The organism is Pseudoalteromonas sp. 31A1, assembly GCF_011378815.1.
In the GTDB taxonomy this organism is placed as follows: Bacteria; Pseudomonadota; Gammaproteobacteria; order Enterobacterales; family Alteromonadaceae; genus Pseudoalteromonas; species Pseudoalteromonas arctica.
On record NZ_WTKY01000012.1, the window covers coordinates 70853 to 89746 of the forward strand.

Annotated in this window: 18 protein-coding genes; 8 read left to right on the plus strand and 10 right to left on the minus strand. The window is 38.8% G+C overall.

The window, feature by feature from the left end; all coding sequences use genetic code 11:
- Positions 1–83 precede the first annotated feature (83 nt).
- Positions 84–1007 carry a LysR family transcriptional regulator gene (locus GQR52_RS12285; RefSeq protein ID WP_165728644.1) on the minus strand — a complete coding sequence of 308 codons (924 nt, stop codon included), beginning with the start codon at positions 1005–1007 and terminating at the stop codon, positions 84–86.
- 108 nt (positions 1008–1115) lie between these two features.
- Between GQR52_RS12285 and GQR52_RS12290 the strand changes: the two genes are divergently transcribed.
- Both GQR52_RS12290 and GQR52_RS12295 read left to right on the plus strand, forming a co-directional pair.
- Positions 1116–2288: an MFS transporter gene (locus tag GQR52_RS12290; protein WP_165728645.1), complete on the plus strand. Its 1173-nt coding sequence runs from the start codon at positions 1116–1118 to the stop codon at positions 2286–2288.
- 24 nt (positions 2289–2312) lie between these two features.
- Positions 2313–3452 carry an MFS transporter gene (locus GQR52_RS12295; protein WP_165728646.1) on the plus strand — a complete coding sequence of 380 codons (1140 nt, stop codon included), beginning with the start codon at positions 2313–2315 and terminating at the stop codon, positions 3450–3452.
- A 512-nt stretch (positions 3453–3964) separates the two neighbouring features.
- Here the strand turns inward: GQR52_RS12295 and GQR52_RS12300 are convergent.
- From GQR52_RS12300 to GQR52_RS12310, 3 genes are all read right to left on the minus strand, one after another.
- Positions 3965–4846: an alpha/beta hydrolase-fold protein gene (locus tag GQR52_RS12300; RefSeq protein WP_010552777.1), complete on the minus strand. Its 882-nt coding sequence runs from the start codon at positions 4844–4846 to the stop codon at positions 3965–3967.
- A 30-nt stretch (positions 4847–4876) separates the two neighbouring features.
- Positions 4877–5488 (minus strand): MarC family protein, encoded by a 612-nt coding sequence (locus GQR52_RS12305; RefSeq protein ID WP_010552776.1) that lies wholly within the window; start codon positions 5486–5488, stop codon positions 4877–4879.
- Between the two features lie 167 nt (positions 5489–5655).
- Complete coding sequence (locus tag GQR52_RS12310; protein WP_165728647.1) at positions 5656–6138, minus strand: GNAT family N-acetyltransferase; 483 nt, start codon at positions 6136–6138, stop codon at positions 5656–5658.
- Between the two features lie 107 nt (positions 6139–6245).
- On the opposite strand from GQR52_RS12310, the gene GQR52_RS12315 reads away from it, so the two are divergent.
- Entirely contained in the window at positions 6246–6446 is a 201-nt protein-coding gene (locus tag GQR52_RS12315) for a hypothetical protein (protein ID WP_007586727.1), read from the plus strand.
- Between the two features lie 58 nt (positions 6447–6504).
- Here GQR52_RS12315 and GQR52_RS12320 read toward each other — a convergent pair whose 3' ends face one another.
- Complete coding sequence (locus tag GQR52_RS12320; RefSeq protein WP_024593951.1) at positions 6505–6699, minus strand: CPXCG motif-containing cysteine-rich protein; 195 nt, start codon at positions 6697–6699, stop codon at positions 6505–6507.
- 287 nt (positions 6700–6986) lie between these two features.
- Between GQR52_RS12320 and msrA the strand changes: the two genes are divergently transcribed.
- Both msrA and GQR52_RS12330 read left to right on the plus strand, forming a co-directional pair.
- Positions 6987–7586 carry a peptide-methionine (S)-S-oxide reductase MsrA gene (gene msrA, locus GQR52_RS12325; RefSeq protein ID WP_165728648.1) on the plus strand — a complete coding sequence of 200 codons (600 nt, stop codon included), beginning with the start codon at positions 6987–6989 and terminating at the stop codon, positions 7584–7586.
- A gap of 226 nt (positions 7587–7812) precedes the next feature.
- Positions 7813–8727 (plus strand): 2OG-Fe(II) oxygenase family protein, encoded by a 915-nt coding sequence (locus tag GQR52_RS12330; protein ID WP_165728649.1) that lies wholly within the window; start codon positions 7813–7815, stop codon positions 8725–8727.
- A 96-nt stretch (positions 8728–8823) separates the two neighbouring features.
- Here GQR52_RS12330 and GQR52_RS12335 read toward each other — a convergent pair whose 3' ends face one another.
- From GQR52_RS12335 to GQR52_RS12350, 4 genes are read right to left on the minus strand one after another with little or no spacing between them, the layout of a single operon-like run.
- Positions 8824–10935: a TonB-dependent siderophore receptor gene (locus GQR52_RS12335; RefSeq protein ID WP_165728650.1), complete on the minus strand. Its 2112-nt coding sequence runs from the start codon at positions 10933–10935 to the stop codon at positions 8824–8826.
- Positions 10936–10959: 24 nt separating this feature from the next.
- Positions 10960–12273, minus strand: coding sequence for a DUF3526 domain-containing protein (locus GQR52_RS12340; RefSeq protein WP_165728651.1), 1314 nt, complete (start codon positions 12271–12273; stop codon positions 10960–10962).
- A complete protein-coding gene (locus GQR52_RS12345; protein WP_165728652.1) occupies positions 12270–13718 on the minus strand; it encodes a DUF3526 domain-containing protein in 1449 nt (482 codons plus the stop codon). Before GQR52_RS12345 ends, GQR52_RS12340 begins: the two co-directional genes overlap by 4 nt.
- The gene (locus GQR52_RS12350) at positions 13718–14530 is read right to left on the minus strand and encodes an ATP-binding cassette domain-containing protein (RefSeq protein ID WP_197119837.1); all 813 of its coding nucleotides are present in this window, start codon (positions 14528–14530) and stop codon (positions 13718–13720) included. The genes GQR52_RS12345 and GQR52_RS12350 overlap by 1 nt, the downstream gene beginning before the upstream one ends.
- A gap of 393 nt (positions 14531–14923) precedes the next feature.
- On the opposite strand from GQR52_RS12350, the gene GQR52_RS12355 reads away from it, so the two are divergent.
- Genes GQR52_RS12355 through GQR52_RS12365 form a run of 3 tightly spaced genes read left to right on the plus strand, consistent with a single transcriptional unit; the run spans position 14924 to position 18250 of the window.
- Entirely contained in the window at positions 14924–16186 is a 1263-nt protein-coding gene (locus GQR52_RS12355; protein WP_165728653.1) for a hypothetical protein, read from the plus strand.
- Positions 16187–16188: 2 nt separating this feature from the next.
- On the plus strand, positions 16189–16635 hold the full coding sequence (locus tag GQR52_RS12360) for a hypothetical protein (protein WP_165728654.1): 447 nt from the start codon (positions 16189–16191) through the stop codon (positions 16633–16635).
- Positions 16622–18250, plus strand: coding sequence for a sensor domain-containing diguanylate cyclase (locus tag GQR52_RS12365; RefSeq protein WP_165728655.1), 1629 nt, complete (start codon positions 16622–16624; stop codon positions 18248–18250). Before GQR52_RS12360 ends, GQR52_RS12365 begins: the two co-directional genes overlap by 14 nt.
- 31 nt (positions 18251–18281) lie before the next feature.
- Here the strand turns inward: GQR52_RS12365 and GQR52_RS12370 are convergent, their stop codons facing one another.
- Positions 18282–18704: a hypothetical protein gene (locus GQR52_RS12370; RefSeq protein WP_165728656.1), complete on the minus strand. Its 423-nt coding sequence runs from the start codon at positions 18702–18704 to the stop codon at positions 18282–18284.
- Between the last annotated feature and the right edge of the window lie 190 nt (positions 18705–18894).

Sequence of the window (18894 nt, forward strand, 5' to 3'; positions counted from 1 at the left end):
AAGCTCTAAATATAAGCTCTAAATATAAGTTAAAAACGACTACAACTTCCCTAAGCACAACCCTTTTAGCCCTTTTAACTTTTTTAACTGGGCTTTTTTTCTGCCATACTTTTTTCAATACTCAATTTTGCATTTAAGGCTATTTCAACAAATGCATTAACAGCCGCATTGGTATCTGCTTTTTTAATTTGTAATAGCACCGGGATTTGCGTGAGTACGTCGCTCAGTTTTATAAAATGGCACCCTTCACTATATAATTTACGTACGCAATAAGGCGCAATTGCCACACCAAGGCCAGCAGCCACTTCAGTAACTAATGTTTGCATAAGCCTAGGTTGGCTAATAATGTTCGGTGAAAAATGAGCTTGTTTGCATTGCAAAATGGTTTCATCAAAAAGACCAAGTGCTTCCTCTCTATTAAAAATAATAAAGGGTTCATTTTTTAGCTTAGCTAAATCAATATTTTTATAATTTGCCAGCGCATGGTTTTGATTAACGATGGCCACCAATGAATCTACATAAATAGTATGACTTACAAATTCATCATTAATTGAATCAGGTAAAGGCCGTGAAAAACCCACATCAATTAAATCATTTTTAAACGCATGTATCTGCTCAGTTGCAGTCATTTCAAACAATGTAACGTGCACGCTTGGGTATTGCTGTTTATATTCTCGAACCAGTGCTGCCATAAAGGTTAAACATGCCGAGCTTAAGTGCGCAATATTAAGTGTACCTACCTGCCCGTTGTGGGCACGTTTAACCTGAGTTTTAGCTTTGTCAGCTAGAGCCAAAATAGCGCGTGCATCTTTTAATAGCTGCTCACCCGCTTGAGTTATTGCAACATCGCGTGAGTTTCTTATAAACAGCACAACATCAAGCTCGCTTTCGAGCTGAGCAATATGCCTACTTATTGCAGGTTGCACGGTGTGTAGCTCTTTGGCCGCTTCTGAAAAACTCTGATGCTTAGCCACGCTGACAAAACTTTTTAATGTTTTAATATCCATCATGCACCTTAAATGCATTATCTGTATAGATTCTATAAAATAATATCATTTTTGTTATAGGTAAAGAACTCATACCATAGCGGCATGAGTTAACAACACAAGACAGCTATGACCAAACCCAAACAAAATCAGTCATTAAGTCGATTTATTTTATTACTAATGACCACTGCAATTGCAGCAACAGCAGCAAACTTGTACTACAACCAGCCTATTTTACCGCTTATAGCGAACGAATTTAATTTAACTGATTCGCAGCTTGGGAGTATTCCCGCGCTTACACAAATTGGTTACGCGTTTGCGTTATTATTTATTTCTCCTTTGGGTGACTCGATTGCTCGCAGGCGTTTAATTACTATTTTGTCGAGCTTATTAGTAGTGGCTTGTAGTGCAGCAATGCTTGCACCTAACTTACCTTTATTACTTATATCGGTATTTTTAATTGGTGTAAGCGCCAATATAACCCAGCAATTAATACCCTTTGCAGCATCGCTTGTATCGAGCGAGCAAAAAGGTGCCACGTTAGGCACATTAATGATGGGCTTAACCATCGGTATTTTACTTTCAAGAACGTTAAATGGGTTTGTAGGTGAGCAATTTGGTTGGCGAAGTGTATTTTTAATGTCGGCAGTACTTGCAGCGGTATTTGGTATATTACTGCGCGTGTTTTTACCTGGCAATAAGCCACACACTAATTTGCGTTACTGGCCTCTCATTAAAAGTACGTTGGCGTTGTTTATTAAACATAAATCACTGCAGCACTTTACACTTTCGGGTGCATTTTGGTTTGCATCATTTAATGTGCTTTGGGCAACACTTGCAATTTATGTAAGTAACGAGCCATTTAACTACAACGCTCAACAAGCCGGTTTATTTGGTGTAATAGCATTGGCTGGCGTAATTGGCGCTAAGTCGTCGGGTAAATGGGTCAGCAAACTGGGATCTAAAGCTCTAATTATGATTGCACTTACGCTTGCGGCAATCGGCTTTGCTATTACAGGTTTGTTTAATGGCAGTTTAGCGTCGTTAGTTATTGGCATTATTTTAATCGACTTTGCCATATTTAGTGCGCAAGTGGCTAACCAAGTGCGTGTTTTTAGTATTGACCCCACTGCGCAAAGTCGCATAAATGGAATTTACATGCTGGGTTATTACATTGGAGGCGCTGTTGGTTCAATGGTTGGTGTTAAAGCATTTGCACTTTATCAATGGCCTGGCGTTGTTGCTGTAAGCATTATATTTATTTTGCTAAGTGGCATTTTTAATTCATTTGCTAAAAAGTAATAGCTTAAAACTTAAGGAGTAAAAATGGGTATGTTAAAAACAGCGGGTAGCTTTACATTACTGTGTATTGCCAGCTTAACTATTATGGTGGGAACCCTACTTGCGCCAGGTTTAGTAAGTATTTCACAAGGATTAGGTATAACCGATAGCACCGTACTTTTAATTACGTTGCCATCGTTAGGCGCTGTGGTTTTTGCGCCGCTAGCAGGAAAATTAATAGATAAATACGGAGCTTATAAACTTTTAGTAATTGGGTTATTTTTATATGGGGTTGCGGGTGCCAGTGCTTACTTTTTAAAAGGCCCAACGCTTGTATTTGCTAATCGATTTTTACTCGGCGGTATAACTGCTGTGGTAATGGCAAGTTGTACGGTTTTAATTTCTGCTTGGTACACAGGCGAAGCACGCCTTGGCATGATTGCAAAACAAGGCATGGCGATAGAGTTAGGCGGTGTTATATTTTTATTTTTAGGCGGATTATTAGCGTCGCAATTTTGGGCACTGCCATTTTCACTTTATTTAATAGCGTGGGTATTTTTGGCTATGCTTTTATTATTTGTGCCAAGTAAAAACTCACTGGCTAGTAATAGCGATGAAGTGTCAGAACATATACACCACAAAGCTAACAATGGCCTCTCGTTAAAAAGCGTTTATGTAATTTCAACACTCGCGATGACCATATTTTTTACGTCTACTGTTTTACTGCCCATTACAATGAACGAGGAAAACTTTAATGAGTCACAAATAGGCCAACTACTCGCATTTATATCTTTAGTGGCTGTAGTTACTGCAGGCTTTATGCCTAAAATAACAAAGAAGCTTGGTGAGCCCAAGGTTTTGGCATTTGCCTTTTTAGCGTTTAGTTTATCGTATATTTGTTTTACACAAGTAAGCACCCTACTTTTAATTTTAGGCGCAATATTAATAGGTATAGGATTTGGTTTTAGTATTCCGCTTTTAAACCATATGACGGTAGAGCTCAGTGATGTGAAAGTACGAGGCCGTAATTTATCGTACTTTACGATGGCTGTATTCTCGGGTCAGTTTTTTACCTCATTTATGCAATACATACCTGGTGGTGAAAAAAACGTATTTATAATTTGTGGCGTTTCAGCATTTATAATTGCACTGGTATTATTTTTTAAACCGACCAAAGCAAAGTAGTAATAACTTACAAAAGAGCACTTTTATAAATGCTCTTTTTTACCTAAACCTCCCGCTTTATTATTTGCACTACCTACCTGATTACTTTTTCTAATTTAACTCTATTGCTAAGTATAGCGTTATAGTAATATTTAGTATGATGTGTTCTTTTACTATAAAGCCACCAGCTAATTTATATTAACTGCATTAAGAGTGTAAAAAGATGGTGAAATTATATTGAAATTGCAAAGTACTTACACTGCTTATCACTGATCACAAAGCTGATTAAAAGCAGTAACAAATAGATGTGTATATGCTCATAGGTACGTACTGCATTCTAACTCAATAGCTACGCACTGTATATAAACACAGCATTCGTGTTTCCTGTGCAAATATAAATTAAACCAACTTTCCTTTGTAAGTCGTTAATAATATTAAACTAAGTAAAGTGCTATAAAGCTGATTGAGCATTCTAAATACACAAAACAGCGGCAACTGTATATACATACAGTTGCCGCTTAAACCTATCTAACCTACTTTTTAATAAACGCACTATAACCAGCTAATGCCTTTGATACACTAAGTGGTGGATTATCTGAATGCTCAGCACCTTCGTTTATAGCGCTTTGCCACGCAAGGTTATTATTAGGGTTTGCTTTTAAAGCAGACTCTAAATTATTAAACGCTTTTAACATTAACGGATGCTCTGCCCCACCCACCGAAAGATATAAATAAGTAGGCGCCTTAACTTTGTTAGCTTGAGTAGTTAAAAACGCTTCTACATTATTAACCACTGTCATGTCGTCATACCAAGCCGCTGGGCTAAATGCAAAATAGCCATTAAACAGTTCAGGCCTTGTATGCAGTGTATAAAGTACAAAGCTGCCACCGGCCGAAAAACCACTTAATACACGGTTATTACTAAGCTTATATTTTGCCGATAAATACGGGAATAACTCAGTTTCAATAAACGCTAAAAACTTGTCGGCTTCACCATTAGGCTCTATAAGTGTTTCGCCCTCTGGGCGCGCTTGTGTATTTACATCTTGGCGAGCATAAGGTGGCACTAAATCGCGATTACGTGTATCTGTAAAAAACAAATTAGGAATAGACACCAATATAGCCTTATCCCCTTTTTCGCTCTTAGCTTGTTTTGTAAGTGCTTTGTCCCATGTATCTAAATTAAAGTTACCATCGGTTTTAATAATTAACGGATACGCTTTTTTAGGATTGTAATTAGCGGGTAATCTTATAAACACTTTGCGCGACTCATTAAGCACGCTTGAGTTAATTGTTACGTCTGTATAGGCCGATACATAATGGTTGTAATAGCGTATGGCTAAAATACCGATAGCAAAAATGACTACGGCTAAACTTAAATTAATAAAATAGTGTTTTGTTATTTTTATTGCCATGCGGCATTCCTTTAAATATTTAGGAGTTATTTAATCGAGCTTAACCCATTGTTTTATTTCAAGCGCGGTCATAATAAGCTCAACCGAAAACGCGGCTAAAATCATCCCCATCACACGCGTTAAAATAGACGCGCCGCCAGTACCAATAAGCTTAATTATTTTACCCGAAAGCAGCAACAATATTAATGTAATACCCAACACACCAATTGTAACAAGCGCTGTGCCTATTTGAGTAGTAATTGGGTGAATATGATTGTCGGTAAGTAGTATCACCGCCAAAATAGCGCCAGGAGTCGCCGTTGCAGGTATAGCTAGCGGAAACACTGCTATATCGTGATCGGGGTCTTGTTTAGCTTTGTTAGAATCGTTTCCAAATATCATTTGCAGGCCAAACAAAAACAATATAATTCCGCCCCCTAACTGAAACGACACCAACCTAATTCCCATCGCATTAAGTATTAGCTGCCCTATTAAAATAGAACCCAATAGTACGCAACCAGCATAAAGGACCGTTTTAAAGGCTGTTTTACGACGTTGTTGATCTGTTAAATGAGAAGTAAGCGCAGCAAACAGCGCCATAGTACCTATTGGGTCAATGGTAGCCCAAATAACAAGCGCATCTTGAGATAGTTTTTCTAGCATATAAAATCCTTGTTAAGCGTAAATATTTAATAAAACACGGGTAACAAATTCATTTGCTTACGCTTAACTATAATAGAAAGCCGTTATTTTTTGTATTTAATTTACACTTGGAGGCGTTGACCTTTCAGGATTGAAAAAAGGTAAGCACTTATAATTGTAGTATTGAGTTAAAGTGATTTATGCCAAATAGAATTTTCTCTTAAGCTAAAACCTAACTTAATAAGTAGATTATGGGAACGTGCATTGTGTGCACTCACCTCAGCCGATAAATGTTTAAGCGCAATTTCCTTAAGTAGCGCTTCAATAAAACCGGTGACTACTTCAAACATTACGCCTTTATCCCAAAAGTCGGGGTGCAGCTCAAATCCTATAAACGCACTACTTTTACACGGTGTTAAATTATAAAGCCCACAAGTACCCATTAACTTTCCAGATATATTATGTTCAATTGCCACTCTAATCACTTCGCCTTCGTAGTAGGCACTAATATCATCTTGTATTAATTGTTTGATTTGTGTTTTGCTGAGCGGTGTTTCGTAGTCGTTAAATTCTGACACATGCGGGTGGTTTAAAATATTAAATAAACACGCAGCGTGTTTGTGGGTAATTAAACGCAGCGTAACGCGTTCAAGCTTTGTGGTATTAAACATTTTATTTAAGTGGTTAGTTAAATTAGCTCTTTATAGGCACACATTATTAACTTACCATACCCCATTAACAAGCATTATCTTTAAAGCAAAAAGAGTAAGAGAACGTAATGAGTGACGATTTTCAAGTAATACAACCCACTACCACAGTATATTGCCCAAAGCGCGGCGAAGGCTGGACCTTAACAGGCATTACTAATATTAACGAGTTTACCTCAGTAATGTTTGACGGCACACGCTATACACTTCCAGCACGCGAAATAGTAGAAGAACTTCTTCCTAACCAGCTAGCGCGTGAGCAAAATAGCTAACCAAACACATACACAATAAAAAGGCTGCAATTTTGCAGCCTAATATCTAATTAACGAGTTAAAATGCTTCGTCTTCACTGTAAACATTAACGTTTAACTCGTCCTCATCTTCAAATACTACAAACGAAATAGGCTTACAGCATACTTGGCAGTCTTCTATATATTGCTCATCAATATCTGCTGCATCAAGTAATACTTCTATACTTTCTCCACAATAAGGGCAGCTTATTGATTTTTCAGTTAACTGGTTCATTTATCACCTGCTAATTTATATCTCGAATGTTGTCACTTTAATGAACAAGCCAGCATAATTCAACACCCCATTAAATAACGCTTATTTGGCTAAACTAATTAAACAATGCTACTAACTAAAAAGTGATCTAAATACCCGCTTTACGTTTATAAAACATCACAAGCACATTAGTTTGCACCATATATAAGTTAGCCAGCTAAAACTATGCCTCTACAATGAAATAGTATTAGCACTTAGCGGGTCTAACTTCATAAGTATTTAAACTCACACTTCAGGTGGATAATTTTATGAAAAAATCACTCGCACTCGCATTAACATCTGCCGCAATATTGTTTAGCACATTTACTCATGCAGCTAAAACCGAAAAAGCCGTTTTAGCTGGAGGTTGTTTTTGGTGTATGGAAAGTGACTTTGAAAAGCTAGAAGGCGTAACCGATGTAATATCGGGCTTTACTGGCGGAAAACTTAAAAACCCGACATACAATGGTAATCATAAAGGCCATTACGAGGCTGTAGAAATTACTTACGACCCAGCCATAGTAAGCTATAAGGGCATACTTGATCATTACTGGGTTAATATTGATCCCTTTGATGCCAGAGGCCAGTTTTGCGATAAAGGCCCGAGTTACTTAAGCGCTATTTTTGTAGAAAACGACGAACAACGTAAATTAGCTGAAAAAACAAAAGCAGCTGTTGTAGCCGAGTTTCCTAATCAAACGGTGGTGACACCTATACTAAACGCAAGCACCTTTTACCCTATTAAAGGGAGGGAAAGCTTTCACCAAGATTATTACAAAAACAACCCAATCCGATACAACACTTATCGTTGGCGTTGTGGTCGCGATAGCCGCCTAGAAGATATTTGGGGCGACAGAGCAACCCACTAGTATTTATTAAGCAACTTAAATTACACCAACAAAAGGCTGCATATTGTGCAGCCTTTTGCTTATCTACAAAGCTAGCTTTCTCTGCTTCAAAAAGTATACAAACCTTCATTATCAATAAATAGTATATTCTGTTTCCTAAAGCAGGCTGTTTATCTACTAAATCAAATGCAATAAATTGCACTCCTAAATTGATATAAACCAAATTCAACAACTGGAGTTACACAAAATGTTTGCCAACCAATTACAACTAGCGCGTGCTCTAGAGTTACCAACACGCCAAGCCATGCTTTACCGTGAACCAGCAGTACAACACTTTTGGAATAGCAACACCGACCTAATTACAAACGCATGGAGCGAATGGGAAACAACATCAATAGATGGCTCAACGTTTACGCTTGACTACACACTACTTGATAAAAACCTACGCGAAGCAGTAAAGCAAGCATGGGAAGATCCATCAAAAGAGCTGGCCGTAAAAGCGTTATTACACGAAGTAGCGCCTGATGTATTTCAATTTCAATTTTTTGATCCAAAGCGCCTTGCCGTATTACGCGGGTATTTAGAACAAGTATGGAATTCGCAAATTCCTATGCGCCCACCATATGGCATAGCGTTAAATCGCCGTGGTGCCATGCTTGATAGCCGATCAGAAGGTTATTTAGCAGCGCCAAGCTTTCAAGCGTTTTATAACGAAATACTAAACACTTACATGCGCCCTATTTCGCGTATGCTGTTCCCGGAGGTTACGGGGTTTGATACACAAACATTTGGTTTTTCTATTTATTATGAGCCAAACACAGATTCGTCAATTCGCCCACATACCGATGCATCTGCCGTAACGCTTAATATTAACTTAAACTTACCAGGCGAAGAGTTTACAGGGTCAGAAGTTGACTTTTATCACCCGTACACAGGCGACATTAAATCACTTACGTTTAAGCCCGGCACTGCCATGTTACATCGTGGCAATATTGCACACGCAGCAAAGCCTATAACCAGTGGTGAGCGAACTAATTTTGTTTTGTGGTTGTATGGAGAACGCGGGCGATTACCAGCACAAGGTGCACCACGCATTCCTATTGATGCTAAACAGCGCTGGATTAACCCTAAAAAAACGAACGACGGCTATGCACCGTTTTAATCGAGTTTTTAACTAAGTTTTTAGCTAAGTTTTTAACTAAGCAAAAAGGCTGCTTAATTTAAGCAGCCTTTTTGTTAGTATCGTTTTAGCTTACGTTTAAAATTTATACGTTGCAGATAGCCTTACACTTCTGGGTGTGCCCGGTTGAACCCATGCATCAGCAAATGAGTTAGTATAATAGGTTGCATCAAACAGGTTATCTACCTCTGCACGCAAGCCAATTGCCTTAGTTACATCAACATCTATAAACGTACGCGCTGTTGTATAGCTTGGTAGCTCAAAATCGGTACCAAAAAAGCCGTTTCGTGAGTCTACATAAACTAAACCTGCGCCAAACTTAATTGCTTTGCCATATAACTCGGCTGATTTAACAAGCTGTAAACTAAGTTGATGTTTAGGAATATTTAATAAAGAACTACCCGCTTCAACGGTATAGCCAAAGTTAGCATCAAAAAATGAGTTTTCAATAGTTGCATCAACATACGCATACGATAACCATAGGCTCACATCATCCGTTAGCTCACCGTTTATATCAATCTCTATGCCTTTGCTTTGTGCTTCGCCTATTGCAGCAAAAGTAAATGCAGTGGGATCGTCAACCACCAGCATGTTGTCTTGCTCTACTTTAAACATCGCGATAGTGCCAAATAAAGCGCCATCGTTTAAAGTAAATTTAACTCCCAACTCTGTTGAAGTAGATTGATTTGGTTCAAACCCATCGCCATTTGTATCAGTACCTGATAAAGGCCTAAAGTTTTCGCCATAAGCGGCATAAACAGATACAAACTCGCTCGCCTCATACACAACACCTAACTGGGGGCTAACACGTGACTCATTTTGTTTTGATTGCGTGTCAGCTAAACGATTATTAAGTGTTTGCTGGTAGTCATCAAAACGTATACCAATACGTACATCAAGCTTATCGGTTAGGCTTATTTGGTCTTGTATAAATACACCTAACGACTCTTGGACTTCTAACTTATCGGTATTGGCCGTTGGCGTAGGTAACTCATATGCTCCATATACAGGATTAAAAACATTTATATACTGATCGCCACGTACACGAAGAACAAATTGATCATTTTCGAACTTATCAGAATCAACACCAATTATTAAACGGTGATCCAACCCTGCAACCTCTAAATTACCTGTCACTTCGGCTCTAAATACCTGATATTTTGCATTGTAATCACGGTAGCGCCTAAAGCGATTTACTTCACCATCAACAACACCTGCAAAACCAGTTTCGGTAGCAAACCCTTCAAGCGAAGTATCACGGTAGTTAGCGCCCAGCAATACGCTCCAATTATCATTAAAGTCATGAATAAACTCTAATTGATGGCCAAGTACGTCAGCCTCTATTGGGCCATCACCTGGCTCACCTAAAAAGCGGCTCTGTGGTATTAAACCAAGTTCGCCATCTATGGCTAATACGCCCCTATCAAAAGGGACCTCTTGGTCGCTGTATTCAAGCTCATATATTAGTTGGCTATTATCATTAATATTCCATGTTATTGATGGGCTAAAGCCTTGTTTAGTTGTCTCTATTGTATCGCGAAAGCTTTTTGCGTCTTCATAAAAACCAACCAGTCTAATTGCTACGTCGTCGCTAAGGGGTGTGGTGTAATCTACATCAGCGCGGTAGGTGTCAAAGCTGCCTACGCTTAGCTTTAGCTCGCCGCTTGTATCAAACGTTGGGCGCTTAGTAACGAGATTTACTGTACCGCCAGGTTCACCACGGCCAAATAAAGCAGCACGTGGACCTTTTAACACCTCAACCGATTCAATACCCGACAAATCACGTGAGCCACCAAAACCACGCCCGGCATTAAACCCATTAACAAGGTAATTACTTGGCAAGTTTTCATCGCCTACAAAGCCGCGTAGCGCAAAGCTATTCCAAAGTCCGCCAAAGTTATTTTGACGCGCTACCGATGCCGATAAACCAAGCGCTTGATTTAAATTTATAGCACCTGCGTTTTCAAGCGCTTCTAAATCTATTTTTAATTCTGATTGCGGTGTTTCTAAAGGGCTAAAATTGCCTTGATAAGCTTGGCGCGAGCCAATCACTGCCAATCTTTCTATAGGGCTATTATTTACGCTGTCATCCTTTGGGGTTTGTTCAGCAGCCATAGCGTGGCTGCTAAACAAACTGACTAAGCATGCGCTTAAATAGCTGAGCTTTAGCCCATTTTTATTGGTATTCATTATAAACCTTGTTAATTAGTTGACTCATAAATTTTCTTTTAGCTTAACGCCTGTAACGTCAGGCTCATCCGTTTCATTAAGCATTGTTTTTTTAAAGCTAGGTATACTCTTAAGCGCAGCTTTAGGTGGGTTGCCTTTTATAAACAGCCAAGGGTAGTAAAACTCCCTTAAACTTTTATGAAATCCTCGCATACGGTATTCATATCTAAATGCAGCTAAAGCATCAGTGCTCGCCAATCGGGTAAAACTGCGTTGTAGCAATAGTGGTGGTGAAAACCACGATACAATCCCTGCTAGTTGATACTTTGTGTGCGCTGCATCACGATAAGCATGCGAAAGTTCCCCTGCTTTTTCGTCTCCAACTTGCTGAAATGCGTAATACCATTTCCACTCAAACTCGCTTTGCATATCAACATGATCTTTCCACTGTGGATTTGACGCTACAAAAGCATCCATTGTGGTTTTCTTTGGTAAGTCCCATGCATCGTTAACCGCCTCACGCTGAGTAAGCACAATGTCGCCGCCCTTTGGTGAGTGAACCGTTTTGTTTATAACTAAATCGCCTAAAATAGGAATAATAAAGGCAACTAACACCCAAAAACCGATTAATGTTGAAGCAACACGCGGCGCACTGTTGGCATTTTTGCCCCACCACACACTGAGCAAAGTCCAAAACGCAATGTAAATTACACATATAAAAGTAACAAACCCCACATCAGCAAGGGCCGAATGACTAAGCAATGTACCTACATAAAATGGCAACATTAAACACACTATTACTGCTATTAACCTTACAGCTATACGCGCCCCCCATAATGCAAAGTACGACTTAGCCGTAGTCACTAATAAGTCATGCCTAGCGCTTGTTCGCTCATTAGCAAATAAATCATGAAATAGTAAAATAACTATCAGCGGTGCTAATGCACTAATTACAAATACAAAATCAATTTTACCTGCCTCCGCTAGCTCTGCGTTTTGTGAATCGCTCTCGTAAATTTGCCCCTCTAGGGCAAGTAAATTTAAGCGGTGTTTCCACGGATAAATATCGCGCTCGCCTAAAGCAGCAAACGCTAAATTTGAAGGTGCTGAATACGTTAAATGAAAGCTGTAATAGGCAAGCGAACCAGCATCACTGTATTTATTTTGTACGTTAGCTAATTCAGTTAAATCAGCCGTTTTTAAACGCTCAATAGTATGTTGTTGCTGGCTTACTTCACTAAGGCCGCTGAAAACTGCAAACCCCGATATAGCAAATGTACATGCTAGTAATATCACTAAATATTTTTGACGAAGTAAAAAACGCCATTCACGAATTAGCTGTGAAAATACATAACTCATAACAAACGCTTCCCTACAAATTTAATACCGCCTAACAGCACTGCAATCCAAATAAATAACTGTAAAAATGCAGGGATACTTCGCTGCGCTCTCACTTGTGCGTTATCTACATTAAAAGTAAAGTTTTGCAGTACTTGCCAATTTTGTGCACTTACACGAGCCTGCTTAGTCGCTTCGGTACTGGCATTGCGGTTCATATCGTCTTGGTAGCTAAGCTTTTCTACATGAACTTTGTTAAGCCCTTGCACAAAGTCAAAACGCAACTGTTCGGTTTCACGCAAAAAGCGGTGATGAGTTTCAATACTCGTTCCTACCACTATCATCGATAACGACCGAATAGCCACCATAGGTGAAACCCAACCAAAATAACGAGATACCTTCGTTTGTTTAAGCTCAGCTTGCATACGTTGCTCGGCAAATTTGTTTAGTACGTTAGTCAATTTTGCTTCAGATTCGCTGGCTACTAATCCTCTAAAATTAACGGGTAGCTCATCTATACTTTTAACGTTGTACTTTTTAAGAAGTGATTGTTTAAATTGCATAAAGGCAGGGTCGTTTGCGTTATGGCCGTCGCCTAATTTTCTAAGTTGTGCTTTTACAGCAAAGTCTGTTTCTATTTTACCGGCAGATGGCACAGCCGTTGAAGCACTGGTACTTGCTACGCGTGGCATAACAATACACAGTAAAATCCACACAAAGGCAAGTGCGGTAAAGCTGCCACTGTTTTTACTAAACACGCTCGATGCCAGTAAAATCAGTAATACCCACACAGTTAAATATAAAGCGTAGCCAACAACAAAACTTACAACTGCCAGTAAGCTTTCGCCCGCAGCAACCGTAAATAAAGCCGATACCGTAAGCGGAGTTAAAATTAAGCCTACAACAGAAAGTAGCGCCAATCCTTTACCTGCAATTAGCGTTACACCCGATGTACCTTGCGATAACAAATAAGAAAGCGTTTGCGATTCGCGCTCTCGGCTAATACCGCTGTAGCCAATTAATATTAATAATAACGGTGCGAGTGTTTGCCCAATAAATGCAGGCGTTAAACTGCCTAATTTAGTTAATGCAGTCCCTTGGCGACTATCTGCAAACATTGCGCTGTTTTGTCTGTGCCCTTCTAAAAATATAGAGTTGCCTGTGTAAGCGTCAATACCAGGGTCTAGCGTACTAAGTGGCGAAGGCGTTCTAAATGCATAATGCCCGTAATGCACCATTCTGTGTGGATGGCGGTCGGGTTGATCAACAAAGCTCTTATCGCTTGTTGTTTGTAACTCATGACGAGCATGGCTTAGCTCCATCATGGTAATAGCCGTTACAATTACCGAAGCAAGCGTGAGCACCAAACCTATAGCAAGCACGGTCATTGCTAATTTTGAGCGAAGCCAATAACGCCACTCATCTTTGGCAACAATCACCACCTTTGAAAAGTTATTTATACTCATTAAGCACCTCTTTTAGCGTGATGCCCAAACGCAGCGTGTACTTGCTCGGTATCAATACGCCCACTTTGGGGCGCATCAAACTCTCCCACCAGCTCACCGTTTTTAAGTAAACCAATTCGATTAGCGACTTGGCAGGCACCGTATACATCGTGGGTAACCATTAAAATAGTCGCACCAGTTAATGCAAGCTCACGTACAAGTTGATTAAATTCATCAATAGCAACAGGATCAAGGCCAGAGGTTGGCTCATCAAGTAAAAAAATGGGTGCTTCACGCAGTATCGCAAGTGCAATTGCTGTTTTTTGCCTCATGCCTTTTGAATAAGTTTGCATGTGGCGATCCCATGCATCGTGTTGCAATGCAACTCGATTAAAAGCCGCGTTAATTTGCTCATCTGATTTTTTAATATCAGCGAGTGATAAAAAATATTCAACATTTTCACGAGCAGTTAAATGCGGATATAACGTAGCCGACTCTGGCAAATACGCTGTTTTACCTCGCACAAAATCAAGCGCTTTACTCACCTCTTTACCCGCTACTTTTACAGAGCCTTCGGTTGGTTTATTAAACCCAAGTAGCGTTTTTAACGTGGTTGATTTACCCGCACCATTACCACCAAGTAGCGCATAAACCTCACCTGCAGCCACACTAAAGCTTAAGTTTTTTAAAATAGCGTTATTTTTAATACTAAAATTTAAAGAACTCACTTCAATCATCGCATCACTTAGGACGGCGTCTGCATTGCTAAGTTGTTTATCAAAAGTTTTAGGGGCAATTGTTGGTGTTTTATTAATCGCGGTAGGTGTTGTCACACTCAAACTCTATTTAGGAAAATTAGATGGCGTGTATGTTATACTATATCAAATGCCAATTACAACAATATAACATCACAATAATTAACAAATAAGATAATTACGGTTACTTAGTTAATAGGTTACTTAGTTAATAGGTTACTTAGTTAATAAATTATTACTTTAGGAGGTAAAAATTAAAGCAACTTTAATTACCCCTTTTATATGGAATTTAGGATGGTGTTATGTGTGCTTATTTACAATTTAACGTAAATTATAAACCAAGCATAAAGAGTGTAATTTTTTTAGCTTTGCCATGCTAACGCCTTTGGTAAAACCTTATGTCGAGTAAGTTGGTAATTTTAAAAAATGTGCTATCTTTTTATTATCCATATCATAAAAATAAGCGCTAACATGTTGTTCCGAGGTACAATTGCCATAGCCATATTGGTAATTTCTGCTGCTAATAAAAGCGATGCAAATGAAGTAGACGTGCAATTTAGTGGTTTTGCATCTTTAACACTCAGTTACACTGACGATTCAGATATTGGCTTTGCATCAAATTATTTAAACGAAAACGATACCGGTTTTTCAGTAACGCGTGATTCAATTTTAGGTGGGCAAGCTAATATCTCGCTCTCAAAAAACTGGGACTCTGTGGTTCAAGTAGTAGTACAAGATCATAGCTTCAAAAGTCTTGATAACTTTTTAGAACTCGCTTTTATTCGTTATCGCCCCTCGCGCCATTGGGCTATTCGTGCTGGCAGGCTAAACAGCGATCTTTACTTACTCTCTGAATATCCTTATGTAGGATACGCCTATTTGTGGATCCGCCCTCCTCATGAATACTACTCTTTTGCAAACATTGCAGGAAATTACGACGGTGTGGATATTGAATACAGTAAAGCCATTGATGAAGGTTTTTTACGTTTAAAGCTCGCATATGGAAGCTCTACAGCAAAGTTAAAAGCCGATAATGACGACTTTTTTATTGATTTTGATAATTTAACCACCTTTAGTGTAACCTATTCACTTGACGCATGGACCGCACGTTTCTCTTTATCTAAATCTGATTTTGGTGGCTATAAGTTAACATCATTAGATGAGTTTTTAGCCTTACTAGACGCAGTACCACAAAGTATATGGCCACAAGCACAAACGATATCTAACAAATTTAATACCAAAGGCCACAGTATAGAATACGCGGCATTTGGACTAACCTACGATCATAATAATTGGCTTATTCAATCTGAAGTAGGTATTTCGGAATCCGATTGGATAATAGCTCCATCAGTACTCAATACTTATATTAGCGCTGGTTATAGGGTAAATAATGCAATATTTTACACGAGCTTTTCTGCAGCCAAAAATCGTCACGATGTTATACAAGTAAACGAACCTGTTTTTTCACCAGGCATACCCGATCAAATTTCAGAGCCAATACAACAGCTAGCATTTGCAACACAAGCTGCTATTAAGGTGCCTTATGTTCATCAGCATTCAATTAACATAGGTGTAAAATGGCAACTATCGGAGCGATTAGCGCTAAAAGCTCAACTAGACCGCTTTGATATAAAGCCCGAAGGTGCGGGTTTATGGAGTCTTAGTAATCCTGCAGATGTAGACAAAGGCCACAAAGTACATATGCTAAGTTTGAACGCTAGTATGGTGTTTTAACAATGATGAGCTATCGTAACTCACTCCTTTATGTGTTGCTGCCGCTTTGCCTGCTTCTTGTTAGTGTTAATGCCAAATCTACAGAGTTTGTAGTGGTGGTAAATAAAAACAATACAATTAACGCTTTATCCAAACGCGAAGTCATCGATATTTATATGGGTCGCTATTTAACGTTTCCTGATGGTGAAACCTCTAAGCCACTTGATTTACCGGCGCAATCTGCATTAAAAAATGATTTTTACCTGCAACTGGTCAACAAAAATGAGCAAAAAATTAATGCTTATTGGGCAAGGTTATTATTTTCAGGGCGCGCAAAGCCCCCATCACCGTCAACATCCGTTGAAGACGCGTTAAACAAAATAGCTGCATCACAATTTGCAATTGGTTATATTCCTCAATCGCAGGTTACAGACGCAGTAAAAGTGGTATACACATTTGATAAAAATTAGCCAAGCACTCTACGTACGCGTTGCTCTATCAATCGCTATTGTCGCCATTGTAGTAACGTTAGTGTCGTCAACACTTTCTTATTACTCGGGTCTTAAAGAAAAGAAAAACACCAATTACCTACTCGTGCAGCAGTTAGCACAAACAATGGGAAAAACAGCCGCTATAGCAGCCTACCTAAACGATCGTGAATTAAGCCAAGAAATTATTAATGGCTTGCTAAGTAACGACTTAGTGCAAGGCGCAAGCTTAGAAGGAGAGGTAAACCCAAAAGGAGAAATGGATTTATTTATTGCAAGTGGCTCTACTAACAAGAAAAAAGAAGCTGTTTTAATTAAATTAGTTCACCCCTTTATAGAAGACACTTTTATAGGTGTACTGGCCATATACCCCGACGATAACTTTATTGAACAACAAGCACAGTCATCACTTATAAAAGAATTTATTTTAATGCTGATTCAATCAATCGTCATCGCTTTTTTTGTGTCACTGGTTGTACGCAAATGGCTCACTCAGCCTATTCAAAACCTAACAGACAGCTTTGCGACAATTGATCCTACCAATCCCGAAACCATGACAATGCTAGAGTTTAAGCAAGGTAAGCGAGACGAAATAAGCAGACTGACGCAAGGTATAAATGCCTTAATGCATGAGTTAAAGCTAACCATTAGTAATGAGCAATCCCTTCGTAAAAAAACTCAAGAACTAGAAGCTAAATTTAGACTTATTTTTGAACAAGCCAGCGCCGGTATTTGTTTATTAGATGACAAAAATATTATCACCACCTTTAATCCCGCGTTTAAACATTACTTTACCGTACCCGGCGAAGAAGAGTTATCAACCTTGCACTTTCCTGCTCTGTTAAATAACGTTGATGAATTACAAAACCTACTTGCGGATATACGTTGTGATAAAAACCCACCACAAGCAACCCTAGATATAGAGTGTAAAGTGGGCCATAAAACCATTTGGCTGCACTGTTTATTTGTTAGATTAACAGAGCAACGTGAAACAAAGCGAAGCGTTCAACAAGAACACTTAGTTGAAGTAATTTTACATGATGTAACTGAGCGCGCCGAACGCGAATTTCAAACCCGCTTTGAAGCCGATCACGACCCACTTACCGATTTACTTAATCGTCGAGCCGGCGAAAAACGACTTAAAAAAGCGCTGCGCGAGTGTATTAAACACAATCAGCACCTAGTACTAATGATGATTGATTTAGATAAGTTTAAACCCATTAACGACACCTACGGCCACGAAGCCGGTGACAAAGTGCTTATTGAAACAGCGCACAGATTTAAAACACTTTTCCACGAAAAAAACGACATTTGTATCCGCCTAGGCGGTGACGAATTTATAATTGCGCAACAGGTAAATACCTACAACAAAGTAGCCACGCGTGAGCAATCAATCGCTTTGCTAAATGAGCTACAACAAGACATTTATATTTCACAAAATAAAACATGCACCGTGGGTGCAAGCATTGGTATTGCAGTCGGCCCTAATGATGGTGAAGAGCTACTCGAATTAATGCATAACGGTGATAAAACCCTTTATCACGTAAAAGAAACAGGCCGAGGAAAAGTCGCCTTTTATGACGATATAAAAAATTAGATGGCGTGAATGAGTAACTACATAGTAAATGCTATAACGTATTTATGGCTTTCAAATAATCTTTATTATAAAAATAAGCCGCTAACCCAAAATACGAAATAACACCTAAATAAGCAATTGGGAAGTGTGAATATACGCTGAGGTAAATAAGCAATAATATAAAAAACAGACTAATGCTAAAGCAAACCACTGCCAAAAGCCTGCCTAAACAACATATAGATTGGGCTGCAATATTTAAAACAAACAAGGTAATAGCACCAAGTATTACATACACTAAAGTGTTTAAATCTTCCCCATACGCTAAACCATCTTCGGTATAGTACATCATGTAATGAGCGAGCGGAGTCAGTGCTAATAAAGCCCAGAAACCATAACTGCTCCAAGTTGATGAGACAAAATAGTTACTACCAATGTCAGGCGCAGGAAACGATGCTTTATATCTATTTTGATTCATAAGAAGTGACCTTTCATTTAGTATGCTAAGCTAAAATAACTACGCTTATTATTGATTTTTATAATAACAATTACAACTTACCTCATTGACCACAAAAAACCACACTAGTAAAAAGTGATAAACCAGACCCCTAAAACATAGATTTACATCCAAACCTTTAAAGTAAATTGAACAATTAAGTTTTCAATTG